The sequence below is a fragment of the Sulfuriferula thiophila genome, assembly GCF_003864975.1.
Lineage (GTDB): Bacteria > Pseudomonadota > Gammaproteobacteria > Burkholderiales > Sulfuriferulaceae > Sulfuriferula > Sulfuriferula thiophila.
On the sequence record NZ_BHGL01000046.1, the window covers coordinates 133,778 to 160,312 of the forward strand.

Genomic DNA, 26,535 nt, shown 5'->3' on the forward strand with positions numbered 1-26,535 from the left:
ACTGTAGCTAAATCAGATTGCGGCTTCACCATTCTCGCCAGTACGGATACGGATCACTTGCTCCACATTCGATACAAAAATCTTACCGTCACCTATTTTTCCGGTGCGGGCTGCCGTAACAATCGTTTCTATGGCTTGCTCAGCCAGACCATCCGCCACCACGATTTCAATTTTCACTTTCGGCAAGAAATCAACAACATACTCAGCACCACGGTACAGTTCTGTATGACCTTTCTGCCGACCAAAACCTTTGACCTCGGTAACCGTTAAACCCGTTACACCAATCTCGGACAGGGCTTCGCGTACTTCATCCAGCTTGAACGGCTTGATTATGGCATCTATTTTTTTCATTTAATTTGCTCCTTATTAGAATTAAATCGATTCGTTATCGGGTAACGTCTATCCTTACCAAATGCACGTGAGGTAATGCGGGTACCAACGGGTGCCTGACGACGTTTATATTCGCTTCTGTCTATCATACGCACAACACGCGTAACTTCATCCGCATTAAATCCGGCAGCAATAATCTTGGCAACGCTTTCGTCCTGTTCCACATAGCGGTCAATAATAACATCCAGAATTGCATATTCGGGCAACGAATCCTGATCTTTCTGATCGGGACGTAATTCAGCTGAAGGCGGACGATCTATTATCCGTTGCGGAATAACCGGACTTAACTGATTACGATAATTACTTAATCGATATACCAAGGTCTTTGGGACATCACGCAGCACCGCAAAACCACCTGCCATATCACCATACAAGGTCGCGTACCCTACTGCCATTTCAGACTTGTTGCCCGTGGTAATAACCAACTGACCAAATTTGTTTGATAAAGCCATTAATAAGGTACCACGTACGCGTGCCTGAATATTCTCTTCAGTTAAGTCAAACGGACGATTAGCAAAACTGGGAGCAAGGCTGGTCAAAAACTCTTCAAACAACGGTTTAATAGGCAATTCAGTATATTCAACACCCAGTGTAGCCACCATCTCTCGGGAATCTGCGATACTTATATCTGCGGTAAACTCGGACGGCATCATGACCGCATGAACTTTATCAGCACCCAATGCATCAACAGCTATTGCCAGCGTCAATGCAGAGTCGATACCACCTGACAAACCGAGCAACACACCAGGAAAGCGATTTTTGTGGACGTAATCTTTCAGCCCCAAAACCAGCACCTGATAAACACTGGCTTCAATTGCAAGTTCAGGACAAATTTCGGCTAGTACCGGGGACACGCCATCCAGCTCAACATAGTAAACAGCCTCAAGACAAGCCGGGAACTGATTCGTTAACTGACCATTGGCATCCATCGCAAATGAACCGCCATCAAACACAAGCTCATCCTGCCCACCTACCAGATTGCAATACAACACGGCCATATCTGTTTCACGTATACGGTCGCGCACGACCGCATGTCGTTCATCCAGCTTATCCATATGATACGGAGAAGCATTTAGCACCAGCAATACATCCGCTGTCGCATCCGCCGCACAGCGTGGCGCATCCGCATGCCAGACATCAGCGCAGATATTGACGCCAAAACGTATACCATCCTGTTCAAACACGCATGCCTTATCGCCGCGTGAAAAATACCGCTCTTCGTCAAATACGGTGTGATTTGGCAAACTCTGCTTATGGTAGGTGCCGATTATCGTGCCATCACGCAATACGGATGCCGCATTGTAACGCAGCTTACCCTGCTTGGCGGGGTGACCTACAACCAAGGTGATGCCATGTGAAAATTTAAGCAATCGCGCTAATGCATCATCAATCTGCTCATAGAAATCATCCCTGAACAGCAAGTCCTCAGGCGGATAGCCTGACAACGCCAATTCAGGCGTAAGCAGAATACCCGCATTGGACAATTTAGCTTGTGTAGCGGCATCAATGATCTTGCTGGCATTTCCAGCAATATCGCCAACTATGGCGTTCATTTGCGCCAGCGCGATTTTCATCGCTGCATCGCCTGCTGCACTGCCAGCCCCATCTCGGCGGGGGATGCGGCTACGACAACACCGGCATCAGCCAACGCACGCATTTTTGCCTCAGCAGTCCCGCTGCCGCCAGCGATAATTGCGCCGGCATGCCCCATACGCTTACCTTTGGGTGCCGTTTGTCCGGCAATATAGGCAGCAACCGGTTTGGTGACGTGATGCTTGATATAATCAGCAGCCTCTTCTTCCCGTGTGCCGCCAATTTCACCCACCATGATAATGGCTTCAGTCTCAGGGTCAGCTTCAAACATCGCCAGGCAATCAATAAAATCCAGACCCTTAATGGGATCTCCGCCAATACCGACACAAGTAGTCTGGCCCAGACCCAACTGAGTGGTCTGATTGACGGCTTCATAGGTTAATGTGCCGGAACGGGAAACAATGCCAATCTTGCCGCGTTGATGAATAAAACCCGGCATGATGCCGATTTTGCATTCATCCGGTGTAATTATCCCGGGGCAGTTTGGACCAATCAGTTTGGCGCCATTAGCACGCAGTGCCGCTTTGACATTAAGCATATCCAGCACCGGGATACCCTCGGTAATACACACGATTAATGCAATACCGGCATCTGCTGCTTCCATAATCGAATCTGCAGCATAATTGGCAGGCACATAAATCACGCTGGCATTCGCGCCAGTCTGATGTACTGCATCGCGCACGGTATTAAAAACCGGCAGATTCAAATGGCTCTGCCCGCCTTTACCCGGCGTTACTCCGCCCACCATCTGCGTGCCATAGGCAACAGCCTGCTCGGAATGAAATGTTCCCTGCTTGCCTGTAAATCCCTGGCAAATCACTTTAGTGTTTTTATTTACAAGTATGCTCATGCTGCACCCTTTACTGCTGCCACAGCGCGTTGCGCTGCATCTGTCAAACCATCCGCAGTAATAATATCTAATCCACTTGCAGCCAGTTTCTGCTTACCCAGCGCTACATTCGTACCTTCCAGACGCACCACCACGGGCACAGTCACGCCGACCTCTTTCACCGCAGTAATAATACCGTCAGCAATGATATCGCAACGCATGATTCCACCAAAAATATTGACCAGAACAGCCTTCACCTGGCTGTCTGAGAGGATAATCTTGAATGCCTTGGCAACAGTTTCAGCCGTTGCCCCACCGCCCACGTCAAGAAAATTAGCAGGCTCACCACCATGCAGCTTAATCAGATCCATTGTCGCCATGGCCAGTCCGGCGCCGTTGACCATGCAGCCGATGTTACCGTTAAGGGCGATGTAATTCAGGCCTGCCTCTTGTGCAGCAACTTCCTTGCTGTCTATCTGACTATCGTCACGCATGTCAGCAAATTTTTTCTGCCGTCCTAGCGCGTTATCATCCAGCGCCATTTTGCAGTCCAATGCCACCATGCGACCGCCTTGGGTAATTACCAGCGGGTTAATTTCCAGCAAGCTTAAATCCGACTCAATAAACAACTTATACAGAGCACGCAGCATGCGTGTCATGTCTCCGACGTGACTGCCAGTCAAACCCAGCCCAAAAGCCAGATTGCGGCACTGGAATTCCTGCAAGCCAAGAACAGGATCACAGTATTCGCGCAAAATCAGCTCAGGCTGAGTTTGTGCGACTTCCTCAATCTCCATACCCCCCGCACTGGATGCCACCACTGCCACCCGCTCGGTTTCGCGATCGACCAGCAAGCTCAAATACATTTCCCTGGCAATATCCAGAGTTTCTTCAACCAATAACCGTCCTACCAATTGGCCTTCAGGCGCATTCTGATAAGTCACCAGATGTGTGCCTAACAATTCAGATGCGGCTTCACGCAAAGCATCCAGCGATTTTACTATACGTACGCCACCGGCTTTACCGCGACCGCCAGCATGAATCTGGGCTTTAATCACCCAGGCTTCACCACCTAAATAACCCGTCGCTGCCAACTCGGCATGAGAAGGATCTTCAACAACGATACCACGTGGAGTATCGATACTGAATTCGCGTAACAACTGCTTTGCTTGATATTCGTGTAAATTCATTTCGTCTTATTAAGTTTCTATTAAAATCAATATATTAAATCACTCACGGCAATTGCAAAGTAAACACACCACCCTGATTTTGCCCTGTATTATGCAATAATAATTTACCTTGGCGGTCTTTATTTACATGCGCTTTAGCAATAATATCCGCAAAGAACAGTCCCAAGCCCATCTCTTCATAACGCTGGCTGACTAATGACCCCACCGGATCATCCAGAATCGCCTGTGGAAATCCAGCACCATCATCCTGAACGGTCAACGCTAGCTCGCCATTTTGCAATGCTGCGCTTATGATGATACGTTTATTGGCATAACGTAACGCGTTATGCACAGCATTAAGCATCGCCATCTCAATCAAGTCACGATCAAAAAACCAATACTCAGGTGCAGCATCAACATTCATTTCAATTGCGATTTTATCCCCGGCCAATACAACTGCATTTTGTACAAACTCTTCAATAAAATCAGCAGGTGAATGTGCCTCGATGCTTGGTGTTAAACGCTCTGTCTGCAGATTAAATAACAACAACATCTGCTCCATACAATCATTAACGCGATGACATAACAATCTTGCGTCACCCACTTCTCTGTTTTCAGATTTAATCGCATCCAGCTTCAACATCAGCAATGCCATTAAATTTTTGATTTCATGAATATTTAATGCAAGAACTGTCTTTAAATCAATCTGGGATCCATTCTCTGTATTCATTTAATTTTCACCCCGAATTTGAGACTGATATCTTTAAACAATGTGCTTATTTTCTTAAACTTCTCTAAATTCTGGTGTTTTGCAAAGTGCTGATCGATCAGCGATTTTGCCATCTGCATATTAGCCTCATTCCAGCCATTACGATCGCTATCGACAATTAATGCATGTGCCGCATTCAGCGCAACTTGAACATTCTGCGGCATGCGTTTTGAAGCCGTTACCAGCAACTCGATCGCACCGGCCAAGTCCCCCTTCTTGGCCAGCAATACGCCTTCATTGTTGAGCTTGATCACCGCGCTTACACTATTCTCAATCAAATCCTGACTTTCATCAGCACGCCCGACATTTTCCAGCATTTTACGTACCGACTTCTGCACCATCTCGTCGTCATAGAAATTACTGATAACATCCTTAACCAGCGCTCTGGCTTCATCCGCTTTATTATTCAGAAAGCAACTCTTCGCCATATCGATAGTAACCGCGTCCGGCAAATGTAAACCATGCTCTTTCTTGATCTCCAATGCATTTGCCAGTGCTTTTTCAGACTCCACCTGACGAGCCGCGCCCTGATAAATCAGACTTTCCATCACTGAACTGGCCAGATCAAGTTCAGGCGTTTTATCAAATGACTTTCTCGCATCCGCTATCGTACTTAACGCATCTTCATGCTTGCCGTCATCTAACAATACCCGCGACAGATTAACGAAATCATTGTGTGATCGAAAGAATGAATATTTCCCCTTGTTCACAACAATTCCAAAGGCTTTTTTTGCCTTTTCCAAATCACCGTTACGGTATGCCATTTCACCAATTTTGGACTGGCGCGATAGCGTATTAGGTGAAATATCTACCGCCTTTTCCAGTATGCTCTGAGCTAAATCAGCATTGCCTTTGTGTTCATGCACTTGCGCCAATAAATCATACGCCTCCAGATATTGCGGCGTCTCAGCAATTGCCAGCTCCAGCGCCTCAATAGCTTCTTCATCATGACCACCCATGCTCAGGGTTTTAGCCAGGCCGATACGCGCCCAGGGAATAGCTCTGGCGGCAACTACCTGTTCATACAAAGCCCGCGCTTCATCATGGCGACCCAAGGTAATCAACAATTCGCCTTTCAGCCGGATCAGATCAATTGCAAACTTACTCTTGAGATTCAGGATGCGGTCACATTCAACGATAGCATCTTCTGCTTTACCATTAGCGATTAACGCATGGATAGGCGCAAACACATCCTTCTTTTCAAAAACCCGTTCCAGACGAATGCGCATGGTTTCCGCAGTAAATGGCTTGAGCAGATAATCGTCTGGAGCAAGCTCGGCGCACGACACTACTTTTTCGTAACCCCGCTCAGCCGTCACCATGAGGAATGCGACCGTAGGCGCAATCAATGCACTTTTACGCAGCTGCTCCAGAATTTGCTGACCATCGCTACCATCCCCTAAGCAATAGTCACAGACAATAATATCGAATTCCCGCTGCCGGATTCGAAATACAGCCTCATTAGCCGTATTGGACATTTCGCAGCGCGTAATCCCGAAATTACTTAAAGTCGTGCGTAAAGATGAACACATCGCCGGGCTGTCATCGATAATCAGCGCCCTCTTTTTGCTAAAATCTATCATTTCATCTCACATCCATATATTTATTGTTATATTCACGAGACAAACTACACAGCAACAGGCGCTTTAATTGGCGGGTGCGGGTCATACCCCACTAATTCAAAATCTTCAAACCGGAATTCAAACAAATCCTTTACAGCAGGATTAATGCGCATCACCGGCAACGCTCGCGGTGTACGGGTAAGCTGTTCGCTGGCCTGTTCCAGATGATTAGAGTACAAATGCGCATCACCCAGAGTATGCACAAAATCACCTACTTCAAGCCCGCTCACCTGCGCCACCATCATGGTCAACAAAGCGTAACTGGCAATATTAAATGGCACGCCTAAGAATATATCGGCACTGCGCTGATAAAGTTGACAGCTCAGTTTGCCATCAGCCACATAAAACTGGAAAAAAGCATGGCAAGGCGCGAGTGCCATCTGATCCAGTTCAGCGACGTTCCACGCAGATACAATAATACGGCGCGAGTCCGGATTATGTTTCAGGTCATGCAGTATCCGCGCTATCTGATCGATATGCCCGCCATCAGGCGTAGGCCAACTACGCCATTGTTTGCCATATACCGGGCCTAAATCCCCATTTTCATCAGCCCACTCATCCCAGATTTTTACGCCATTTTCTTTCAAATAACGAATATTGGTATCCCCTTGCAGGAACCAGAGCAATTCGTGAATAATTGAACGCAAATGGCACTTTTTAGTGGTTACCAGCGGGAATCCCTGGCTCAAATCAAAACGCATCTGGTAACCGAATACCGATACAGTACCCGTGCCGGTGCGATCAGATTTCACAGTGCCATGCTGTTGTACATGCCGCATCAAATCTAAATATTGGCGCATTGTTACTCTCCTACCTGTAAATGACGTTTCATCGTATCCGCAATACCCTGCGCCATTTGCAACCAGCGTTGCGCAAGTTCAGGCGACAAATGCGTCAGTAGCGTTGCTTCGAATACCTGCAACCAGCGATCGAATGCCGCCATATTCAAATTCATGACACGATGCCGGCCAAGCATATCAAAAGGACGCGGGCCCTCAATTTTGCCGCCCAGCACAGTCCACCAATAATCGCTTATTAACGCCTCATGTTCGGCAAAATCGCCCATTCCGGCAAAAAACGGGCTCATCAACGGATCAGCCTGTAATCGACCATAAAAATCATGAACGACAATAGCCACATTTTCCCGGCCGATCTTGTCACACAGCGGTTCCAGTTTACGACGTGGGGTAGGTTCGCCAATTTGCATCTATTAATCCTTGTAACGGTTGATATTGTTGCTTATATGCCATTTTACGGCTATCGGCTATCCAGTAACCCAAATACAGATAAGGCAATCGAAACTGCCGTGCCAGATCAATCTGCCACAACACATTAAAAACACCAAAACTTCGCGCGGGCAGCTCCGGATTGAAAAACGTATATACCGAAGAAAAACCATCAGCAACCCGATCAATCAGGCTTACCATCTGCACTTGATCACCCTCGCGGAAGGTCAGCAAATAGGTATCGACCTGACTGGCCACCAGAAAATGCGTGTATTGCTCGCGGTCATCATGATCCATACCCCCACCAGCATGCCGAGCCGCCTGATAGCGCTGATACAAGTCAAAATGCTCAGGATCGAAGTAAGGTTGCTGCACGCTCACAGTCAGCGCGGCATTACGCTTCAACACACGACGTTGCGTGCGGTTTGGTTCAAATTCATCCACTACTACCCGTACCGGCACACATTCCTGACAACCATCACATTGCGGCCGATAGGTAAACAGCCCGCTACGGCGAAAGCCGGCACGTATAAGTTCGCTGTAAACCGGTGAATTAACCAGATGCGCGGGTGTGGCTACTTGTGAACGCGCAATACGTTCAGGTAAATAACTGCATGAATAAGGCTGGGTTAGATAAAACTGCAGCGGTACTGATGGCATATCGTTTAATCGTGTCATTCGATCAAGTCATCCTCAAATTGCCATGGCAAAGCCACACTGGGTGCGTACACCCCATCCGCCAATAGCTGCATAAACTCACTACGCTGAATTTCCCGCGCACCGAACCTGGCTAAATGCGCCGTATTCATCTGGCAATCGATCACCTTGAACTGCCAGCGCTGCAACTGCCGAACTAAATGTACAAAAGCAATTTTAGACGCATCAGCGACCCGTGTGAACATCGACTCCCCGTAAAACACTTTACCTAACGCAATACCGTAAAGGCCTCCCGCTAACTCCCCATCTATCCACGTTTCAATACTATGCGCCACGCCCAAACGATGCAATTCTGTATAAGCAGCAATCATCTGCGGACTTATCCATGTTCCATCCTGTCCGGCCCTAGGCTGACTGCAACCTTCCATCACCTGGCTGAACGCTGTATCCACCCGAATTTCATAATGATGCTTCCGTATGACGCGCAACAACGAATGCGGTACGTGCAATTCATGCGGAAACAACACCATGCGCGGGTCGGGGCTCCACCATAAAATAGGCTGAATGGCATTAAACCAGGGGAAAATCCCACGAGAATAAGCTGCAATCAGCCATTCGGCAGACAACGAACCACCAGCCGCCAATAATCCTGACGGATCATTCAAGGCCCGGATTACGGGTGGAAAATCTTCAATCGTTTTTAGCCAAGGTAACATTTTTGTCATTTTACCTTAACCGGAATTAATTAAGACTTCACCAAAAAAAATCATATCGGACTCTTGACAAAAAATTATAAGAAGATATATTTATCTTAATACCCAATAAAGAAAGGAAAATGAAATGACAAACCTAATTCATATGTTACTGACATCACGCATCGGTTTAATGAGTCTGTTCACAGTGACCTTTGCAGTGGGTATGATGGTATGGTTTACCTGGTGGTTTCTGAAAAACTCAAAACACAAATAAACGCTGAATGATGTTAACGTCGCCTCACCTGTAACACCGTCAGGTCAGCTATGACCTGACGAGGATTCTTCGCCGCATCAACCGACTCATAAACCTTCGCAATCCTGCCATCAGGATCAATGATAAATGTATTGCGTTTGGCAAATTTCACCACCACATAATCACTGATAGAACCATATCGCCCAGCCAATTCACCCCGCTTATCTGCCAGCAAAGGGAATGGCAAACCGTGTTTTTTGGCAAACTCGGCATGGGAATCAGCATCGTCAACACTCACTCCCACAACTTCGGCACCTAACGCACGTATCTGAAAAATATCATCCCGAAACTGGCAGGCTTCAGTTGTGCAATGCGGCGTATCATCTTTCGGATAAAAATACAGCACCAGCCACTTGCCTCGAAAATCCGACAATTTTTGTATTTTCCCCGACTGATCCTGCAACGCAAAATCTGGCGCAAGCTGCCCTGGCTTAGGCACGTCCGCAGCATATACAGTACGCAAGCAGACTGTTGCCAGGAATAACAGACCCATTCCGAACAAAACAACAATTTTCATCCTATCTCCTCGCGTACCGTGGCCAAACCCATAAATACAAATCTAAATAACAAACGGAAAGCTGCCCTATAACCCACCACTACACAGACACCAACACACTCACGCTCAAGCCGGATGGTAACTATGCCCGGCAACCGGGAGCAATATATATCCCTTGATGGGTTATGGATTAGCACATAATCAGCTAAAATACGCAAATGCCCCGGTAGCTCAGTGGATAGAGCATTCCCCTCCTAAGGGAAGGGTCACACGTTCGATTCGTGTTCGGGGCACCAGATTACCTATGCAATACCCTTCCACAATCAAACTTTACAATCCGCTGATTACACCGCGACACTCACTTTGGCCAGCAAATGATGGCTTTGCGCAGGCGCAACGGTAATGGTATCCGTAGCGGCATTGCAGGTTTCCACACACAGCATTTCCTGATACTCACCAGCCGCCATATCTGCGAATCCCCTTTCTTTCTCTATCCATGGGTTCCATACCACGGTAGAGTCGCTACCTGCTTTAGCCACATAAATTTTGCGATTCAAGCCATTGTCACTGATCACACATTCAGCTTTCGTATCAAGATAGACGCGATCGGTTTCACCGGTAAACGTCACAGCACCGTGCTGAGTACTTTGCCCGAAACCTGTTACCTTATCCAGATAGGGTGTGTTATCCAATCCCGACACTTCGGTTTGATTAATATCTCCCGTACGGAAATAGGTATGCAGGGCATCCGTGATAGTGAATGGCGCATCCCCGGTATTGCGGGTCACCAATTCCATGGTCAGAGTTTTGCCGGCCATCACAATCAACTCCAGATCAAAAGCGTGATTCCATAAAGCACGCGTCTCTGCGTCATCAACTATGCCCAGCTTGACGAATACGCCCTGGTCATTTTGACCGGTTTCACGAACCTGCCACATGCGGGTACGCACGAAACCATGCGCAGGCTTGCCTGCATCACCCGCACCGAACCAGGGCCAGCACACTGGGACACCGCCACGTACGCCCTTACCTGCCTGATACACGGCAGCACGGCTGACCCATAACACCGGTTGTTGTCCGGCTGGCTGCCACTCCAGCACTTGCGCGCCCTGCACGGCAATACGGGCACTGGCATCAGCACCTGTAATTTCAATCACCGGCATGCCAGGGGCAGCGTCGACAAAACGTAATACATTCGGAATCGCAAACTGCTGATTAAGGGTTTCAATGCTTACGGACATACGTTACTCCTGTTAATTAAGATGGTTCGGGAAAAAGTAAAATCGGGGAGATGACTGTTATCAGGACTGCTCAGCTTCTTCCTGCTGCTGCATCGTCCATAGTTTGGCATAAACGCCATCCGCAGCAAGCAACTCACGATGACTGCCACGCTCCACTATCTTGCCATGCTCCATCACCAGTATCTGATCAGCATCGACGATGGTCGACAACCGGTGTGCAATGGTCAGCGTGGTATGAGTTTTGGCGATTTCTTTCAGCTCGGCCTGAATAATCTTTTCCGTCTGCGTATCCAGCGCCGAAGTTGCTTCATCCAGTATCAGGATGGATGGATTCTTGAGTAGAGTACGCGCGATGGCAACGCGCTGCTTCTCACCGCCAGAAAGTTTCAGACCGCGCTCGCCCACTGTGGTATCCCAGGTATTGGGCAAGGATTCAATAAAATGCAGGATATGCGCAGCACGTGCCGCTTCGACGATTTCTTCACGGCTGGCAGTCGGGCGGCCATAGGCGATGTTGTAATAGATGCTGTCATTGAACAGCACCGTATCCTGCGGCACGATACCAATCGCGGCACGCAAGCTTTGCTGGGTGACTTCACGCACGTCCTGATCATCGATAGTAATGCGCCCGTCGTTTACCTCATAGAACCGGTACATTAACCGCGACAAGGTTGATTTTCCCGCACCGCTGGTACCCACCACTGCCACATTCTGCCCCGCGGGAATGGTGAAGCTGACGCCTTGCAAGATGATGCGGTTACTGTCATAGCCGAAGCGTACATTATCAAAAACCACTGTGCCGCCCTTGATCTGTAGCTGCCTGGCATCAGGCGCATCGGCCACTTCACGATTGACGTGCAGCAGCTTGAACAAACGCTCAATATCCGTCAATGACTGCTTGATTTCACGATACATGACCCCCAGAAAATTCAAGGGGATGAACATCTGGATCAGGAATGCATTAATCATCACCAGATCGCCTACTGTAAGCTGCCCTCCCACTACGCCAGCCGAAGCGCGCATCAGCATGATGGTTACGCCGATCGCAATAATCGCTGCCTGTGCCGCATTCAGCATGCCCAGCGAGGTCTGATTCTTGACGGCAGCCACTTCCCAGTTCTGCAAACTGGCATCGTAACGGCTGGCTTCGAATTCCTCATTGCCGAAATATTTCACCGTTTCATAATTCAACAGGCTGTCTATCGCTTTGCTATTGGCTTGCGAATCCATCTCATTCATCTGTCGGCGCAGCTTGGTGCGCCATTCAGTAATGCTGATCGTCAACGCAATATAAATAACCAGCACCGTCAGCGTGATCGCGGCATAGACCCAATCAAACTTGGCGAACAATATCCCCGCCACCAGACTGATTTCAATCAGGGTCGGCAACACCGAAAACAGACTTAAATGAATCAGCGAGGAAATCCCACGTGCGCCGCGCTCGATATCCCGTGACACGCCGCCAGTTTGCCGTTCCAGATGAAAGCGCAACGACAGACTGTGCAAATGTTTGAACACCTCCAGCCCCACCCGCCGGATCGCCCGCTGGGTGACTTTGGCAAATACGATGTCACGCATGTCGGAAAATACCGTACTCGCCAGACGTAACGCGCCATAGCCGAACAACAACGCCACTGGCACAGTCAATAGCGCTCGTGGCTGATTGAGATTATCGACTATATGTTTTAAGACAATGGGTATGGAGACAACCGCCAGTTTGGCGCCAATCAGAAAACTCAGCGCGATAAAAACACGCCACTTGTATTCCCATAAATATGGCAACAGCAACCGTACAGTACGCCAATCAGCCGTACCCGGCTGGCCACCATCAGAACCAAAACGACGCATAATTACCCGATTAAAGAATTTCAGAACTAAACACTAAGTGACAACAAATACTTATTGCACGCGATTAAAATGAGGGTTAATCATTCTTGGACATAAGCAAAGGTTTGTATGGTTTCTCATACTTCACCAGAATATCGTAATAAGTACGAATATTTTCCACGAAAATCACGGCTTCTCCACCACGGCAAAAGCCATGTTTGACAGTGGCATTATGGACAGAACTGCCAAGCAAGGGCATAGTCTGCTTGATATCGCACCAGGCCGAAGGATTAAGTTTACGCCGTTGAGCCAAAATACGCGCATCTTCCAGATGGCCTTGCCCTTGATTATAAGCCGCCAGAGCCATCCAGGTACGGTCCGGCTCTTCAATTTTCAATGACATCTGATCCACCAGCAACGCAAGGTATCTTGCACCGCCCAATATGCTCTGTCGCGCGTTTAAGCGATCGTCTACACCCATCCTGTCGGCGGTATCTGACGTCATCATCATTAAACCACGCACACCTGTCGGCGACGTCGCAAATGGATCCCAGTGCGATTCCTGATAGCCGATTGCTGCGAGTAAGCGCCAATCAATCCCGGTAATTGACTGCCCTTCCTGAAAAAACTTGCGGAATTTAGGAAGCACGCTCTGCATCTTATCCAGAAAACCGGCAACATCTGCGCCTTCTAATCTATCGGCATGTCCGTAATAACGATCGACTATCTGCTTCAACGTTCCATCACGATGGATTTTTTGAAAAAATTGCTGGGTCTGTTTCAGCAACAGCGGATCCGATATTTTCGGAAACGCCCATGCCAATTGATCCGATTGCGGCACTTCAAAAGCCGCATCAAGATTAGTATAAAATTTACGCGCAATATCAAACTCGTTGGAATCAACCAGAACCGCATCAACTTCACCCCGAGACAATCGATCCAGCGACTCTTCATCCCACTTGGCCTGCATCTCCTGCCACTTCAGGCCCGGTACATTTCTCGCAGCTTTGCGTAGGGTTTCCACATGGCTGGTTCCCGCCACCACTTCCACCCGCAAACCTTTTAAGTCACTAAAATTCCGAGGTTTAACCCCATCCGTATTATAGATAACCTGCTGATTTACAGTTAAATAAGGTGGCCCAAACTGTAGTGTGGTTTTACGTGAATCCAGCGCACTGATACCCGCTGCTGCAAAATGCGCCTGATGTTGCGACAGCAACGTAAACATTTCATTCAGGTTAGCCGTTTCGACAAAACGAACTTTGTAACCATACTCCTGAGCGAATAAGGTCACCAGGTCATATTCAAAACCACTCGGTTTACCATCCGCACCTTCGTAATAGGTGGTCGGCCCGTTATGTGTCAACACTACCAATTCGCCGGATTTCGCTGGCGCAGCGATCGGATGTGGCACGACGGGTGGCAGATTTGGCATATCACACCCTGCCAGAATCAGCGTAAATAAGAATAATAAAATTCGCATAAACGTCAGTCTCGCTGAGTTTCGCTGAATTGTCTAGCGCGCTAAAGCGCTTCTAATTTTCACTGGATGACGATACAATGGCGGGCTACGGAGAGGTGGCAGAGTGGCCGAATGCGCCTGACTCGAAATCAGGTATACGGTAATCCCGTATCGTGGGTTCAAATCCCACCCTCTCCACCAGCTATATTCTTCGCAGTTCCTGCCTATCCTCAAGCTTCATACACTACCTAATATTTGCAATGACCTATACGATGTGTCAGTCTTCTGTGCGAAGCTTGCACACAGTTTAATGATAAGCGCGACCCTATTATGAAATTTGAACATTTCATTGAAATCAATAACCTTGCGAATCACCTGATCCCGCCGCTTTCCATGGAACACCTGTGGCAAGGGTTGATTTTGCGTGCCAAATCACCGCAGTTATTCATACCGCATCTGGATGAGTGTCATGTACTTGAAACCACAGAAAACACTGTGTCGCGCGTATCTCACTATGGCAAATTAGTCATACACGACACAGTCACTTTCACCCCAATGCAGCATGTACACTACATGGTTCCACCACAGGGTGAAGTGCCAGCGTCCAGTTTGCAGATGACGATAGAGTCACCCCATGACGGCATGCTGTTTGTGCGCTTTATTTATGATGACGAAAAAGGCGAAGCGGATAATGCCGCTGACAAAATGTACGATGATTTTCGCAAATCGGCTTACCATGAAGCCGATATCGACACTATCCGCATTATTCGTGAACTGGCGCTCGAGGGACGATTTAATACCCCTTTGATTTAAGCAGCAGCAATCCGATTTCGTTCCACTACGAACCGCAGTATCTGCAGCGCGTTGCGTAACGTGAGAGCAGTTTCTGGATGCGTTGCTAACCCTTCCTCATCCAGATGGGTGCTCTGTACAGGCAGCGTAACCGACGCCTCTTCCACTATCAGAGCAGACATGACACTCAACGTTTCCTTGAGTGCTGCATATGCATGAACAGCACGTGGTGAGGCATTGAGCAGCGCAACTGGCTTGTTCACAAACGCTTCGCAACCCACCATCCAGTCCAGCGCATTTTTTATTACACCGGTCACCCCATGCGCATACTCCGGGCTGGCGATCAAGACAGCGTCAGCCGCCAGCAATTGCGCGCGCAGATCCACCACATATGGCAGGTTCATGGCTTCCAGATCAGGATTGAACAGCGGCAGCTTTCCCAGTTCGGCATACAACTCAACCTGAATATCCGCAGGCGCCAGACGTGAGACAACACGCAGCAGCGCCGTATTATGCGAAGCTGCGCGCAAACTGCCGGATATTGCCAATATTCTCATACCATCCGGCTGTTACTCATAATACTTGGGGGCATGCTTAATTTCCTGATTCTGCTCCAGATCATGCTGGATCCACAGTACGGCATGATTGTCTTTCAAAAACTGGGCAACCTCATCCATGGTCTTCAGCGACTGCGCCTTGTCATAGTTGAAACCCGGCACGTATTTATGCTCCCAGTTTTCAGTGAAATGCACCAGATCACCTGACAGCAGAACATTGCCTGTCTTCGGCAGCTTCACAAACAGAGCCTGATGCCCCGGCGTGTGGCCTAACGTGCGCTTAATGATCACCGTACCATCGCCGAACACGTCGTAATCACCCGTTAGCTGCTTAACAGGGTTGGCGTGCAGCGTAGGGTAATTTTCCGGACTGAAACCATACTTACCCGGCTCCGGACCAAAGGCCGCAGCATACTCTTCCTGCTGCATGAGCAAAGTTGCTTTGGGGAACAAGTTCACATTGCCAATATGATCGCTGTGCATGTGGGAAATACCCAGATAGTTGATCGTATCTGGCGCATAACCAATTTCCTGCAGCTGCGAAGCCAGCGTTCTGGTGACATGCATCGTGAACAGGTTATAGACAGTTTTACCTTCTGGAATGTTGATGAGCGCATCCGGCAAACCCGTATCCCACATCAGCGTTCCTTTAGGATGGACGATGAGATAACACGAGTCCGTTAACCGCTTATGCTCCCCTTTACCGATGCCGGGGTGGAAAACAGAGATATCAGCGACGTCTATCGTGCCGCAGTTAAAGACATACAGCCGCAGATTTTGTGCTGCTTTCGGCGTAACAGGTGGCGCAGAAACACATCCGGTCAGTGCCAAAATCAATATACCCGCAAAAAATACGCGCACTAAATTAACCAGTTTATACATATCATCACCCCCGCTTAGAATATAAAAACCTGTCATTTTCAAACGATAACACGAATATTTGTCCTGCAAATGACAGTTGAATCCGCTCCGTCGATACCTGTTAAACATGATGGATTTCACTGCGGACCAGCAGATAATCCAGCCAGATATTGGTTAACTTCTCCGCCATGGAGTTTTGCGCCAGACGTGCGTCAAGATTATCCATGTCCACCCATTGCAATGGCTGATCCTGCCCGGCACAGGAGAATACGGCACGCGTACGCAAGCCTGTGGCCGGATCGATCTGCCACTGCAAACATTGTGCGCATACGCCTTGCAGCATGCACTGCATAGGGCTGGGCACAGAACAGATGGCAACAACATCGCTGCGAAACTTGTCACGCAAATCATGCTGCATCGCATCTTGCATCATCCGCAGCAAATGCCGGGTGCCGATCACCAGTACCCGATCTACACTGGATAACGGGATTGTCGCACTGTGATCTTCTCGCTCAAGCTCACCTTCAGCGTAACGCCGCAGCATGGTCATATAGTCGCCAGTCAGGCTGCTATCCTGCGGTCGTCGGGCAGGTATCGGCGAGCCGCTCGCAGTACACCAGATCACTGCATCCGCAGCCGCCTCCAGCCGGTCCTGCTGATACACCTCATCGGCTGTACGAAAGCCGGCGAAATACAGCACCCGATTGCCACGCGCACGCAGTGCCGGGCCTAGCATGCCCATCACTGCCGCACCACGCCGGCCAGCTGTGACTAATATAGTCTGATTTTCAGGCAATTCAGTGGCTTTTCCGGTCGGCCCCATCAGTACCACTGGCGTATTCACTGGCAACGACGCGCACAGACGCGAACTCGCCCCCGCTTCCAGTATCATCAGCGAAATCAGGCCCGTATCGACTTCGACCCTGGCGCCGGTTAATGCCATGCCTTCAGTTTGCAGGCGCGTCCCCTCCACCAGCGGACTCAAGCTTTCAAAATTCTGCAATCGATAAAACTGTCCCGGATGGAAATTACGCGCAGCCATTGGTGCCCGTATACTCACTTCTATCACGCTGGGACTGTGGCGCCGCACATCGACTACGCGTGGCTGCAGTATATCCGCCATGCGCTCACGAAATGCAGGGTAATCATCCGCAACTGGCGCGGTCAGTGGTTGCAGCGCAGCCATGATCTGGGGATATGTTCGCATGCTCGAAGCGATAGCCTTAACCACGCTGCCGTGAAAGACTGGATGAGTATCACCGATGAAAGTTACCCGGTGATCGTTGTTATCGTAAGCGGTAAATGGGCCGGTATTTTCGGATTTATGGTGCTGCGCAACGTTCACCGCGTGCAGACCCTCCGGGCTATTCATGTGCGGCATGAAATGCTCGCCCTGCATGACAAAGGTGCCGGGATGCTCACGCTCGTAGATCGTATTCGGCGCTGCACCCGCAGCCGTAAAAATGGCACGGGCAGGCAAACTGACTGTTTCACCGCTATCTTCCCATTTACCATCCCCACTCAGCTGGTAACGCTGACACGTCAGCGATACCACATAAGCAAACCGATCCAGATCAGCCTTTAGTGGCTGCATGCCCTCGGCATAATAAATCCCCTCCTCGAGCGCCTTGCGCACCTCTTCATGGTTACGCAGATAGGCTGGGGATTCATTCATACTGCGCCGATAGATCACGGTCACGCCACCCCAGGCGTGGAGCAGCGGGATAAAGTTTGGCTGCTCATTGACGCTGGCAGCACGGGCTCGTTCAGCACGCACCGTTTTCCCATGCGCCAGAAACTCTTCCAGAATGCCGATAGACTCTTCATCCAGCTGCTCCCGCACCCTGGCCTCACCCAGCGTATTTGCCAACCGCTCATAGCGCAGCAGGGTTTTCTCTACCTGAGCGATGTAATAAGCCTGCACCTCGGTGGCGGTATCAAGCGCCGTCAGGCCGCCACCGATAACAACAGCAGGCAAACGCACTTGCAGGTTAGCCAGGCTACTGGCCTTGGCCGCACCGGTCAGTTGCAACGCCATCAGAAAATCGTTAGCCTGACGCATGCCGCGAGCCAGGCTATTTTCAATCGCCACCACGCGCGGCAGTCCGGCACCGGTCGCGATACTGACATGATCAAAGCCCAGCTCCCATGCATCTTCCAGGGTGACCGTGCCACCGAGACGTACACCGCCGAATACCTGAAACAGCTTGCGCCGTGCCAGACTGAGGTAGATCAGCTTGAGGAAATTTTTATCCCAGCGCACCGTAATGCCATATTCAGCCACACCGCCAAACCCGGCCATGATGCGGGTGTCGAGCTGTTCTTCCAGTGCGGCATAATCATGCACTGCGCCATGCAGCAACGCATCCGGCAGCGGCTCGATTTTCAACCCGTCGATACCCACCACTGCACAGCCTTCCATAGTCAGATGATGCGCCATGGTGAACCCAGCCGGCCCCATACCAGCGATGAGTATCTTTTTACCGTTATAGTCCTCAGGCAAATATTGCCGGGCGCGCAACGGATTCCAGCGAGTCAGCAGATCATATAGCTCCACGCCCCACGGCAGATGCAATACATCGGTCAAAACCCGCGTCTCGATCTGCGGAATATCTACCGGCTCCTGTTTTTGGTAAATACAGGCTTTCATGCAATCGTTGCAGATACGATGACCAGTCGCCGGTATCATCGGGTTATCCACCATCGCCATAGCCAGCGCGGCGATATTGAGGCCATCGCGCTTCAGCGCATGCATCTCGGAGATCTTCTCCTCCAGCGGGCATCCGGTCAGCAGCACACCCAGCGGATTGATCTTGAAGCCACGATCAGGCTCGCCCTTCTTCTCCGGAAAGCCCTTCGAACAGAAATCGCCATCGTGCTCATGGCAATAAATGCAGTAATTCACCTCGCCCTGTGCTTCACGCGACGACATGCGCTGATCGGTTAATTTAAAGCCATCCCTGGGCCGCAATGTTTCCGGCAGAGCCTCTACACCTACCGCATGATCAGCAATCCGCGGCTGAAAATTCACCAGATGCTGATAATCCACTCCCTGCGGCAGCTTGAAACTGGTCCAATTCATGACCGCCGCGCGGCCTTGGGCATCAGTCAGTGCCAATATGCACCATTGCGTGAGTTTTTCGATGGATGCAGCGTTGCCGGTTTCATCATCCAGCAAGGCGAGTGCGAAAAGCGCCACCGCAAATTCACGGTCGCCATCAGGTATAGATTGCACAACTGTATCCAGCCAGGCATCGAGCTCGGCAAAAGTTGCAGTAACGTCTTTCACCAACAGGCGTTTACGTGCCCGCCTTTGCACATATAGTTTTTTGAATTTCAGCACCGCATCATGAGATCGAACCTGCGCGCGTAACGTAGCGACGGCTTGCTGAATATTAAACAGCTCCGATAAAAACGTCTCAAAGAGTGGCGCGCACGCCAATAGCAACTCGCTCGTGTGTATTGCCGATAAACTCTCAGCGGCCTGCCGATAATTCAATAAGCGCGCATGCAAATCAGTGTCATGCGCATAGACTCTGACTAAGAATTCATTATCGAGCCGCAGTAAGCCTTCTCGTGTAAACAGATCAGCAAACACGAACCCCGGCAATGCAAAAGATGGGAAACTGGGAGATGTATTCATTGTGACATTTCCTGGTAATGAAGGGCTTTTGACGCACTGAAATACTAGAGGCACGGTTGGTTAATCTTAGTTGATTTTGGTTACATCAGACTACGTATTTGATACTGACGCAATCGACTGTTGATATATTTAATTTCATGCATTGACGCAAAGTAGTAACGCACGATACTATTTCTCACGTTACTGTCTGTGAGCTACCCATGGTTAATGAATGTCTGAATGCCTTTGAAAAACGTCTTGAGAGTGTTGCTCAGAAAATTCCGGGCCAACCACGTCAGGAAATAATCCTGTCACGCCTGCAGTTTATGCTTACCAAAAAATTACAGGAACTGACTAATCAGAGCCTGCAGCAATACGGCATCAACGACACCGTATGGACAGCATTAATGATGCTGTATTCCAATCCGGATAACTATATCTTCCCTAGCGATTTAAGCCATGTGATCGTTTCATCACGCACCAACATTACCCGTCTGGCGGATGAAATGGTGGAGAAAGGCTGGATAAGCAGAGAAGGTTGCGAAACCGACCGACGCAAAATTATTTTGACCCTGACTAAGGCCGGCGTGGAACTAGTTGAAACCGTTATGCCCAAACGCTGGGCAATGCATCAAACGCTGTGGCAAGACTTTACCGACGAAGAAAAAAATCTGATGGAAGTCATGCAACGCAAATTACTGACCACCCTCTCAAATTTCAATGTGGAAGAACCATCATGCTAAACCAGTTGACACCGCGTTCCTTACTCATCGCCAGCCTGCTGCCTGTCATTGCGCTCACAGGCTGCAAGAGTGAACAAAAACCTGCCGGAAACCCAATGGACATGCCAGTAGTAGTAGAAGTCACTCAGGTGCGTGTTGGGCCACTATCTCAGGGGATCAATGCAGTCGGCAGTTTGTCCAGCCCGCAACAAACAGCTATCGCACCCCAAATCGGCGGCAAGATCGTTGCGTTGAATATAGAGCAGGGTCAGCCCGTACATGCCGGTACGGTATTAGCGCAACTGGATGACGCTACATTCCGCGCCCAATTGTTATCCGCGGAAGCTTCACTCAGCAATGCCCAGCAGGTTTACGCACGTGACCAGCAAATTGCCGGCAGTGGCGCCCTCTCTGCCCAGCAAATAACTTCCGATGCTACTGCCGTCAAAGTTGCAGAAGCCAGCCTGGCACAAATTCGTGCCAATCTCGATTACACAAAAATTCGTGCGCCGTTCGCAGGCACGCTGGGCATACGCCAGGTAAGCCTGGGCAGTTATGTTGCTCCGGGAACAACACTGGTCACGCTGCAGAGCCTTAACCCGCTCTATCTTGACTTCAGCCTGCCACAAAACCAGTATTCGCAAGTTAAAAATGGCCAGGCCGTGCATTTCAAAGTGGATGGTTTGCAAGGTGATTTTACCGGCAAGGTAACGGCCACCAATCCGGCATTATCAGGTGATAGCCGCAGCATTGCCATTCGTGCCACCGTCGCCAATAACGATGAACGCCTGAAACCGGGCATGTTCGCCAACATCCAGTTACAGACCGGCACAGTAGCTAATGTCGTATTCATCCCGCAGCAGGCCATCGTCGCAGAAGGCAATGCCCGTAAGGTTTGGGTAGTCGATAATCAGAAAAATGCCACGTTACGTGATATCAAACTGGGCCAGTTTGAAACCAACTGGGTGCAGGTAACCTCCGGTCTGGTGGCTGGCGATAGCATCATAGCCACCGGGCTGCAAAAAATGCATCCCAAGGCCAAACTTGTTATCAAACCCTACCAGCCCATACATAATCCACGTCTGGATTTGGCCAACCCTGCAGATAACGGAGCCGGCGCATGAAACTCTCTGATACCTCGATAAGCCGGCCGGTATTTGCCTCTGTAATAAGTTTGATTATCCTGCTCACCGGTATCGCTGCCTATTTCGGCTTACCTGTGCGGCAATACCCCGATGTCAGCAACCCGGTGGTTTCTGTCAGCACCAGCTACATCGGCGCCAGTCCAGCCACAGTGGAAAGTACCATTACCAACCCTTTGGAAGAAGGTTTGAATGGTATTGATGGCATCCGCGACATCACCTCGCAAAGTTCGTTCGGCACCAGCGCCATTACCGTCGAATTTGAAAACACCCGCGATGTCGATGCCGCGACACAAGATGTCACCAACGCCGTTAACAAGGTAATCAACCAGTTACCCAACAATCCTAACGTAAATCGTCCAGTTATTTCCAAAGTCAGCGCTGACGCACAACCGATCATCTGGCTGGTGCTGCAGGGCAAGGACTACTCGCCCGAGCAATTGAGCCAGCTTGCTGATCGTATCGTCAAACAGCGCACGGAGATTTTGTCCGGCGTTGGCAATGTGTTGCTCGGCGGCTATCAGGAATGGGCTATGCGTGTCTGGCTTAACCCCAAACAACTCGCAGCGCACAATGTCACCACCAGCGATGTGGTCACAGCATTGCAGCAGAATAACGTGCAACTGCCTGCCGGCCAGATCAAATCCGACACCCTGTTCTTTAACGTTATCGCCAATGGCCAGTTGATCAAACCCGAGCACTACGCAGATATTATTATCCGCGAAGTCAATGGCGTTCCGGTACGTATCCGCGACATCGGCTGGGTGCAATTAGGCGCCAGCAGTTACAGTTCGTTTGCCCGCTTTAACGGCGAACGTGTGGTTGGTGTCGGTATCGTGCCGCAAAGCAAAGCCAACACCCTGGATGTCGCGACACTGGTATACAAAACCCTCCCTAGCATCCGTGCCGCACTGCCTGGCGGTGTAACGCTCAAAGTGGCGGTGGATAAAACCCAGTATATCCGCGACTCCATCCATGAAGTGAGCCTGACGCTGTTCATCGCCTTCGGCCTGGTGGTACTGGTGGTATGGATATTCCTGCGTACTTTCCGCGCCACGCTCATCCCGGTGGTAGCCATACCGGTTTCCATTATTGGTGCGTTTGCCGGCATGTGGGCACTGGGCTTCTCAGTTAACGTACTGACGCTGTTTTCTCTGGTACTGGCAATCGGTCTGGTCGTGGATGATGCGATTATCGTGCTGGAGAACATCTATCGCCGTCAGGAACTGGGCGAATCGCGGCGCATCGCTGCCATCAATGGAGCGCGTGAAATCGGCTTCCCGGTGCTAGCCACCACAGCCACACTGATTGCAATTTTCGTCCCGCTGTCATTGATGCAAGGCAACGTCGGCAAACTGTTCCATGAATTCGCGGTCACTGTGGCGATTGCGGTAGGCTTGTCCGGACTGGTGGCGCTGACCCTGACACCGATGCTGTGTTCGCGCTTCTTGCAGGTATCGCATGCCAAACACGGTCTGTTTTTCTACAGCGAGAAACTGATCAACGGTGCCAACCATCGCTACACCCGCATTACCGAGTGGACCATGCATCACCGCAAGACGGTGGGTATCTTCGTGATCCTGAATCTGGTGGCACTGGGCGGTTTATATATGTTCTCGCCCAAGACTTTTGTGCCCACCGAAGATCAGGGTCTGATTCTGGCTGTGGTAAAAGCCCCAGAGGGTTCCGGTCTGGCTTATACCTCGCATTATCTGAGCCAGGTCGAAGCTGCATTCAAATCCGAGCCGGCAGTCAAGCAATATTTTGCCGCAGCAGGCCTGCCTGTAGGTGGCCCGGCATCGACACGCAATGCCATCGTGTTTGCACGCATGCAGGATTATGACAAACGCGACATCAGCCAGATGGACGTGGTCAAAAACCTGTTCCCCAAGCTCATGCCGATTTCAGGTGCGCTGGCCTTCCCGATCAATCCGCCTTCGCTCAATAGTGCGGCTACCGCGCAGGATGTACAGTTTGTCATACAAGGCCCGGACTTCAAGCAACTCACGGCCTTGAGCAAGCACCTGCAGGATACCGCCAAAGCCATACCGGGTATGGTTAACGTTCAATCCGACCTCACCAGCCACACGCCACAACTTGAAGTTGATTTCAAGCGCGAACAGGCTGCTGACAGTGGTATTACTGTGAATACCCTGGCGCAAACCTTGCAAACAGCGATCGGTGGTACACATGCCAGCGATTTCATCATGAACAACAAGAATTATCAGGTCATTGCGCAAGTCGATCCGAAATACCGCGCTACGCCACAGTCCATTAACGATCTGTATGTACGCGGCGGCAATAACGCTTCATTGCCTCTGTCCAATCTGGTCGATGTGCGTAACACCTATGGCCCGGATACCTTGTATCACTACAATCTGCAACGCTCATTTACCTTGAGCGCCAGCATATTGCCATTCCTGCCGCTCTCCACGGCGCTGGACAAACTGCAGGCCGAGGCCAAAAAAGTCCTGCCGGATGGCTATCAAACCTCGCTGACCGGGCAGAGTCGTGATTATGTGGAAACGGCGGGTTCGCTCTACATCACCTTTGGTATTGCGCTGATCTTCATCTATCTGGTGCTGGCCGCACAATTTGAGAGCTGGGTGCATCCGTTGACCATCCTGTTATCAGTACCGCTGGCGCTCACCGGTGCATTGCTGACCTTGATGCTGGCACATCAGAGCCTCAACCTGTTCAGCGAGATCGGCATTATCCTGCTCATCGGACTGGTGACCAAAAACGGTATCCTGATGGTGGAATACGCCAACCAACTGCGTGCTGCCGGAGAAACACTGATGCATGCGGCAATCGAAGCCGGGCGCATCCGTTTCCGCCCTATCATCATGACCTCACTGGCCATGATTGCCGGTAGCCTGCCGCTGGCACTTGCCACGGGTGCTGGTGCTCAGACGCGTCAACCACTGGGCTGGGCGGTAGTGGGTGGCCTGATGTTCAGTACCGTGTTCAGTCTGATCATCACCCCCTTGTTCTACCTGCTGATCACCGGACTCGCCGATAAACTCGGCCTGCGTACTATCCCACCGAAAATCAGCTTTACGGAAGAAAAAGATATGGAACACACCGATGGGAGTCAAACCGTATGAAGACCACATTTGCAGTCAGCGCACTGGTATTGACTCTGAGCGGTTGCGCGGTGGGGCCGGATTTCAAGCGCCCTGCTCTGCCTGAGAACTCAGGCTATAGCGAAGGGGCCCACGCAACGCAAACACCGGTAGCTGCAGGTATCGCGCAGCATTTTAATGATAATGCGGCGATTAGCGCCGACTGGTGGCAATTGTTCCAGTCGCCGGCATTGAACCAGCTGGTAAAAACCGCGCTCGACAATAGCCCGACCATCGATGCCGCACATGCCCGATTTGATCAGGCGCAAGCCGTGCTGGATGCTGATTATGGCGCACTGTATCCGCAAGTCACTGCCAATCTCGGGGCTCAGCGCCAAAAACCGACATCAATACGCTTTGGCACGATAGGTACGAGTAATGCCTATAATTTGTATAGCGGTTCTATTGGCGTCAGTTACGCCATCGATATTTTCGGCTACTCACGCCGGGCGCTCGAACGTGATCAGGCCAGCCTGACCAATCAACACATGCAATTACGTGCTGCGCAATTGACCCTGACCGCGAATGTCATCAACAGCGCCTTCCAGATTGCCTCACTGACCGCGCAGATCGATGCCACTCAAGCCATCATCCAGAATCAACAGAATCTGATTGGCCTGGCTCAGCAGCAATACAAGGCCGGGCTGATCGCTAATTCCGACGTGCTCAGCCTGCAATCGCAAATCGCCACTACTCAGGCTTTGTTACCGCCATTGCAACAGCGTCTGGGCCAGACCCGGCATCTGCTGGCAACCTATCTGGGCGCGACACCTGCTAATGCGCAAATCAGTGAAATACATTTAAGTGATTTCCAACTGCCAGTCGAACTGCCATTAAGTCTGCCGACTGATCTGGTGCATCAACGCCCCGACATACTCGCCAGTGAAGCACAACTGACTGCCGCTAATGCACAAGTTGGCGTTTCCACAGCTGCGCTGTATCCGCATGTCAGCCTGAATGCCAGCTTTGGGCAAAACAGCCTGAAACTCGCAAGCCTGTTTGATCCGGTCAATAACCTGTGGTCGCTGGCCGCCAATCTGGCACAACCTATCTTTGACGGTGGCACGCTAAAAGCACAACAGCGTCAGGCCCAGGCTGCATACCGGGAATCACTGGCCAACTACAAGCTCACCCTGCTCAATGCTTTCTCACAGGTAGCGGATGTACTCGGCGCGCTGCAGCATGATGCCGAAAGCCTGGCCATCCAGCAGCAAGCCGCACAAACGGCTGAGCAGGCAGGCAAACTGGTTGATCTGCGCTACCAGGCCGGAAAAGCCAGCTATATTGATCTGCTCAACGCCCAACGCCAGACGCAACAGAGCCAGCTCGCCGTGATCCAGGCACAAACACAGCGCTTGCAGGATACAGCTGCGCTGTTTACCGCATTAGGCGGGGGCTGGTGGAGTAAACCCTGAGCTAAATCCA

The 26,535-nt window shown here is 50.4% G+C and carries 23 protein-coding genes and 2 tRNA genes; 8 read left to right on the plus strand and 17 right to left on the minus strand.

Features of this window, described 5'->3' with window-relative positions; all coding sequences use genetic code 11:
* Positions 1–12: 12 nt before the first annotated feature.
* Genes EJE49_RS12420 through aat form a run of 10 tightly spaced genes read right to left on the minus strand, consistent with a single transcriptional unit; the run spans position 13 to position 8,971 of the window.
* Complete coding sequence (locus tag EJE49_RS12420) at positions 13–351, minus strand: P-II family nitrogen regulator (RefSeq protein WP_124951306.1); 339 nt, start codon at positions 349–351, stop codon at positions 13–15.
* Positions 348–1,964, minus strand: coding sequence for an NAD+ synthase (locus tag EJE49_RS12425; protein ID WP_124951308.1), 1,617 nt, complete (start codon positions 1,962–1,964; stop codon positions 348–350). Before EJE49_RS12425 ends, EJE49_RS12420 begins: the two co-directional genes overlap by 4 nt.
* Positions 1,961–2,833 (minus strand): succinate--CoA ligase subunit alpha, encoded by an 873-nt coding sequence (gene sucD, locus EJE49_RS12430; protein WP_124951310.1) that lies wholly within the window; start codon positions 2,831–2,833, stop codon positions 1,961–1,963. Before sucD ends, EJE49_RS12425 begins: the two co-directional genes overlap by 4 nt.
* Complete coding sequence (gene sucC / locus EJE49_RS12435) at positions 2,830–4,002, minus strand: ADP-forming succinate--CoA ligase subunit beta (protein WP_124951312.1); 1,173 nt, start codon at positions 4,000–4,002, stop codon at positions 2,830–2,832. The genes sucD and sucC overlap by 4 nt, the downstream gene beginning before the upstream one ends.
* A 43-nt stretch (positions 4,003–4,045) precedes the next feature.
* The gene (locus EJE49_RS12440) at positions 4,046–4,711 is read right to left on the minus strand and encodes a sensor histidine kinase (RefSeq protein WP_124951314.1); all 666 of its coding nucleotides are present in this window, start codon (positions 4,709–4,711) and stop codon (positions 4,046–4,048) included.
* Complete coding sequence (locus tag EJE49_RS12445; protein WP_124951316.1) at positions 4,708–6,333, minus strand: tetratricopeptide repeat-containing response regulator; 1,626 nt, start codon at positions 6,331–6,333, stop codon at positions 4,708–4,710. The genes EJE49_RS12440 and EJE49_RS12445 overlap by 4 nt, the downstream gene beginning before the upstream one ends.
* Before the next feature lie 44 nt (positions 6,334–6,377).
* The gene (locus tag EJE49_RS12450; protein WP_124951318.1) at positions 6,378–7,172 is read right to left on the minus strand and encodes a thymidylate synthase; all 795 of its coding nucleotides are present in this window, start codon (positions 7,170–7,172) and stop codon (positions 6,378–6,380) included.
* A 2-nt stretch (positions 7,173–7,174) separates the two neighbouring features.
* Complete coding sequence (locus EJE49_RS12455) at positions 7,175–7,579, minus strand: group III truncated hemoglobin (protein WP_124951320.1); 405 nt, start codon at positions 7,577–7,579, stop codon at positions 7,175–7,177.
* On the minus strand, positions 7,548–8,276 hold the full coding sequence (locus EJE49_RS12460; protein WP_124951322.1) for an arginyltransferase: 729 nt from the start codon (positions 8,274–8,276) through the stop codon (positions 7,548–7,550). The genes EJE49_RS12455 and EJE49_RS12460 overlap by 32 nt, the downstream gene beginning before the upstream one ends.
* Positions 8,273–8,971: a leucyl/phenylalanyl-tRNA--protein transferase gene (gene aat / locus EJE49_RS12465; protein WP_124951324.1), complete on the minus strand. Its 699-nt coding sequence runs from the start codon at positions 8,969–8,971 to the stop codon at positions 8,273–8,275. Before aat ends, EJE49_RS12460 begins: the two co-directional genes overlap by 4 nt.
* A gap of 142 nt (positions 8,972–9,113) precedes the next feature.
* Between aat and EJE49_RS14450 the strand changes: the two genes are divergently transcribed.
* Positions 9,114–9,224, plus strand: coding sequence for a DUF3149 domain-containing protein (locus tag EJE49_RS14450; RefSeq protein ID WP_223246976.1), 111 nt, complete (start codon positions 9,114–9,116; stop codon positions 9,222–9,224).
* A gap of 13 nt (positions 9,225–9,237) precedes the next feature.
* On the opposite strand, the gene EJE49_RS12475 is transcribed toward EJE49_RS14450, so the two are convergent.
* Complete coding sequence (locus EJE49_RS12475; RefSeq protein WP_124951328.1) at positions 9,238–9,780, minus strand: peroxiredoxin; 543 nt, start codon at positions 9,778–9,780, stop codon at positions 9,238–9,240.
* Positions 9,781–9,979: 199 nt separating this feature from the next.
* On the opposite strand from EJE49_RS12475, the gene EJE49_RS12480 reads away from it, so the two are divergent.
* A tRNA-Arg gene (locus EJE49_RS12480) sits at positions 9,980–10,055 on the plus strand.
* 48 nt (positions 10,056–10,103) lie between these two features.
* Here EJE49_RS12480 and EJE49_RS12485 read toward each other — a convergent pair.
* The 3 genes from EJE49_RS12485 to mltF all read right to left on the minus strand — a co-directional run bounded on the left by EJE49_RS12485 (position 10,104) and on the right by mltF (position 14,310).
* Complete coding sequence (locus tag EJE49_RS12485; protein ID WP_124951330.1) at positions 10,104–11,000, minus strand: D-hexose-6-phosphate mutarotase; 897 nt, start codon at positions 10,998–11,000, stop codon at positions 10,104–10,106.
* Between the two features lie 60 nt (positions 11,001–11,060).
* Positions 11,061–12,848, minus strand: a complete 1,788-nt coding sequence (locus EJE49_RS12490) for an ABCB family ABC transporter ATP-binding protein/permease (protein WP_124951332.1) — start codon at positions 12,846–12,848, stop codon at positions 11,061–11,063.
* A 76-nt stretch (positions 12,849–12,924) separates the two neighbouring features.
* Entirely contained in the window at positions 12,925–14,310 is a 1,386-nt protein-coding gene (gene mltF / locus EJE49_RS12495; protein WP_124951334.1) for a membrane-bound lytic murein transglycosylase MltF, read from the minus strand.
* Positions 14,311–14,399: 89 nt separating this feature from the next.
* Between mltF and EJE49_RS12500 the strand changes: the two genes are divergently transcribed.
* Together EJE49_RS12500 and EJE49_RS12505 are read left to right on the plus strand one after the other, a co-directional pair.
* A tRNA-Ser gene (locus EJE49_RS12500) sits at positions 14,400–14,490 on the plus strand.
* 129 nt (positions 14,491–14,619) lie between these two features.
* Positions 14,620–15,102 (plus strand): SRPBCC family protein, encoded by a 483-nt coding sequence (locus tag EJE49_RS12505; RefSeq protein WP_124951336.1) that lies wholly within the window; start codon positions 14,620–14,622, stop codon positions 15,100–15,102.
* Here the strand turns inward: EJE49_RS12505 and EJE49_RS12510 are convergent.
* From EJE49_RS12510 to EJE49_RS12520, 3 genes are all read right to left on the minus strand, one after another.
* Complete coding sequence (locus EJE49_RS12510) at positions 15,099–15,638, minus strand: NADPH-dependent FMN reductase (RefSeq protein ID WP_124951338.1); 540 nt, start codon at positions 15,636–15,638, stop codon at positions 15,099–15,101. The genes EJE49_RS12505 and EJE49_RS12510 overlap by 4 nt on opposite strands.
* A 12-nt stretch (positions 15,639–15,650) precedes the next feature.
* Entirely contained in the window at positions 15,651–16,520 is an 870-nt protein-coding gene (locus tag EJE49_RS12515; protein WP_189941892.1) for an N-acyl homoserine lactonase family protein, read from the minus strand.
* A 100-nt stretch (positions 16,521–16,620) separates the two neighbouring features.
* A complete protein-coding gene (locus EJE49_RS12520; RefSeq protein WP_124951342.1) occupies positions 16,621–20,142 on the minus strand; it encodes an FAD-dependent oxidoreductase in 3,522 nt (1,173 codons plus the stop codon).
* A gap of 200 nt (positions 20,143–20,342) precedes the next feature.
* Between EJE49_RS12520 and EJE49_RS12525 the strand changes: the two genes are divergently transcribed.
* Genes EJE49_RS12525 through EJE49_RS12540 form a run of 4 tightly spaced genes read left to right on the plus strand, consistent with a single transcriptional unit; the run spans position 20,343 to position 26,525 of the window.
* Positions 20,343–20,864 carry a MarR family transcriptional regulator gene (locus tag EJE49_RS12525; RefSeq protein ID WP_124951344.1) on the plus strand — a complete coding sequence of 174 codons (522 nt, stop codon included), beginning with the start codon at positions 20,343–20,345 and terminating at the stop codon, positions 20,862–20,864.
* Complete coding sequence (locus tag EJE49_RS12530) at positions 20,858–21,967, plus strand: efflux RND transporter periplasmic adaptor subunit (RefSeq protein ID WP_124951346.1); 1,110 nt, start codon at positions 20,858–20,860, stop codon at positions 21,965–21,967. Before EJE49_RS12525 ends, EJE49_RS12530 begins: the two co-directional genes overlap by 7 nt.
* Positions 21,964–25,092: an efflux RND transporter permease subunit gene (locus tag EJE49_RS12535; RefSeq protein WP_124951348.1), complete on the plus strand. Its 3,129-nt coding sequence runs from the start codon at positions 21,964–21,966 to the stop codon at positions 25,090–25,092. Before EJE49_RS12530 ends, EJE49_RS12535 begins: the two co-directional genes overlap by 4 nt.
* Positions 25,089–26,525 (plus strand): efflux transporter outer membrane subunit, encoded by a 1,437-nt coding sequence (locus tag EJE49_RS12540; protein ID WP_124951350.1) that lies wholly within the window; start codon positions 25,089–25,091, stop codon positions 26,523–26,525. The genes EJE49_RS12535 and EJE49_RS12540 overlap by 4 nt, the downstream gene beginning before the upstream one ends.
* Positions 26,526–26,535 lie beyond the last annotated feature (10 nt).

Bases quoted from the DNA above. Each gene is read 5' to 3' on its own strand.
- sucD (WP_124951310.1), bottom strand. From the start codon at position 2,833: ATGAGCATACTTGTAAATAAAAACACTAAAGTGATTTGCCAGGGATTT.
- EJE49_RS12460 (WP_124951322.1), bottom strand. From the start codon at position 8,276: ATGACACGATTAAACGATATGCCATCAGTACCGCTGCAGTTTTATCTA.
- EJE49_RS12520 (WP_124951342.1), bottom strand. From the start codon at position 20,142: ATGAATACATCTCCCAGTTTCCCATCTTTTGCATTGCCGGGGTTCGTG.
- aat (WP_124951324.1), bottom strand. From the start codon at position 8,971: ATGTTACCTTGGCTAAAAACGATTGAAGATTTTCCACCCGTAATCCGG.
- EJE49_RS12490 (WP_124951332.1), bottom strand. From the start codon at position 12,848: ATGCGTCGTTTTGGTTCTGATGGTGGCCAGCCGGGTACGGCTGATTGG.
- EJE49_RS12445 (WP_124951316.1), bottom strand. From the start codon at position 6,333: ATGATAGATTTTAGCAAAAAGAGGGCGCTGATTATCGATGACAGCCCG.
- EJE49_RS12420 (WP_124951306.1), bottom strand. From the start codon at position 351: ATGAAAAAAATAGATGCCATAATCAAGCCGTTCAAGCTGGATGAAGTA.
- EJE49_RS12455 (WP_124951320.1), bottom strand. From the start codon at position 7,579: ATGCAAATTGGCGAACCTACCCCACGTCGTAAACTGGAACCGCTGTGT.
- EJE49_RS12510 (WP_124951338.1), bottom strand. From the start codon at position 15,638: ATGAGAATATTGGCAATATCCGGCAGTTTGCGCGCAGCTTCGCATAAT.
- EJE49_RS12505 (WP_124951336.1), top strand. From the start codon at position 14,620: ATGAAATTTGAACATTTCATTGAAATCAATAACCTTGCGAATCACCTG.
- EJE49_RS12440 (WP_124951314.1), bottom strand. From the start codon at position 4,711: ATGAATACAGAGAATGGATCCCAGATTGATTTAAAGACAGTTCTTGCA.
- EJE49_RS12475 (WP_124951328.1), bottom strand. From the start codon at position 9,780: ATGAAAATTGTTGTTTTGTTCGGAATGGGTCTGTTATTCCTGGCAACA.
- EJE49_RS12450 (WP_124951318.1), bottom strand. From the start codon at position 7,172: ATGCGCCAATATTTAGATTTGATGCGGCATGTACAACAGCATGGCACT.
- EJE49_RS12515 (WP_189941892.1), bottom strand. From the start codon at position 16,520: ATGTATAAACTGGTTAATTTAGTGCGCGTATTTTTTGCGGGTATATTG.
- EJE49_RS14450 (WP_223246976.1), top strand. From the start codon at position 9,114: ATGTTACTGACATCACGCATCGGTTTAATGAGTCTGTTCACAGTGACC.
- EJE49_RS12530 (WP_124951346.1), top strand. From the start codon at position 20,858: ATGCTAAACCAGTTGACACCGCGTTCCTTACTCATCGCCAGCCTGCTG.
- EJE49_RS12525 (WP_124951344.1), top strand. From the start codon at position 20,343: ATGGTTAATGAATGTCTGAATGCCTTTGAAAAACGTCTTGAGAGTGTT.
- EJE49_RS12540 (WP_124951350.1), top strand. From the start codon at position 25,089: ATGAAGACCACATTTGCAGTCAGCGCACTGGTATTGACTCTGAGCGGT.
- EJE49_RS12425 (WP_124951308.1), bottom strand. From the start codon at position 1,964: ATGAAAATCGCGCTGGCGCAAATGAACGCCATAGTTGGCGATATTGCT.
- EJE49_RS12535 (WP_124951348.1), top strand. From the start codon at position 21,964: ATGAAACTCTCTGATACCTCGATAAGCCGGCCGGTATTTGCCTCTGTA.
- EJE49_RS12485 (WP_124951330.1), bottom strand. From the start codon at position 11,000: ATGTCCGTAAGCATTGAAACCCTTAATCAGCAGTTTGCGATTCCGAAT.
- mltF (WP_124951334.1), bottom strand. From the start codon at position 14,310: ATGCGAATTTTATTATTCTTATTTACGCTGATTCTGGCAGGGTGTGAT.
- sucC (WP_124951312.1), bottom strand. From the start codon at position 4,002: ATGAATTTACACGAATATCAAGCAAAGCAGTTGTTACGCGAATTCAGT.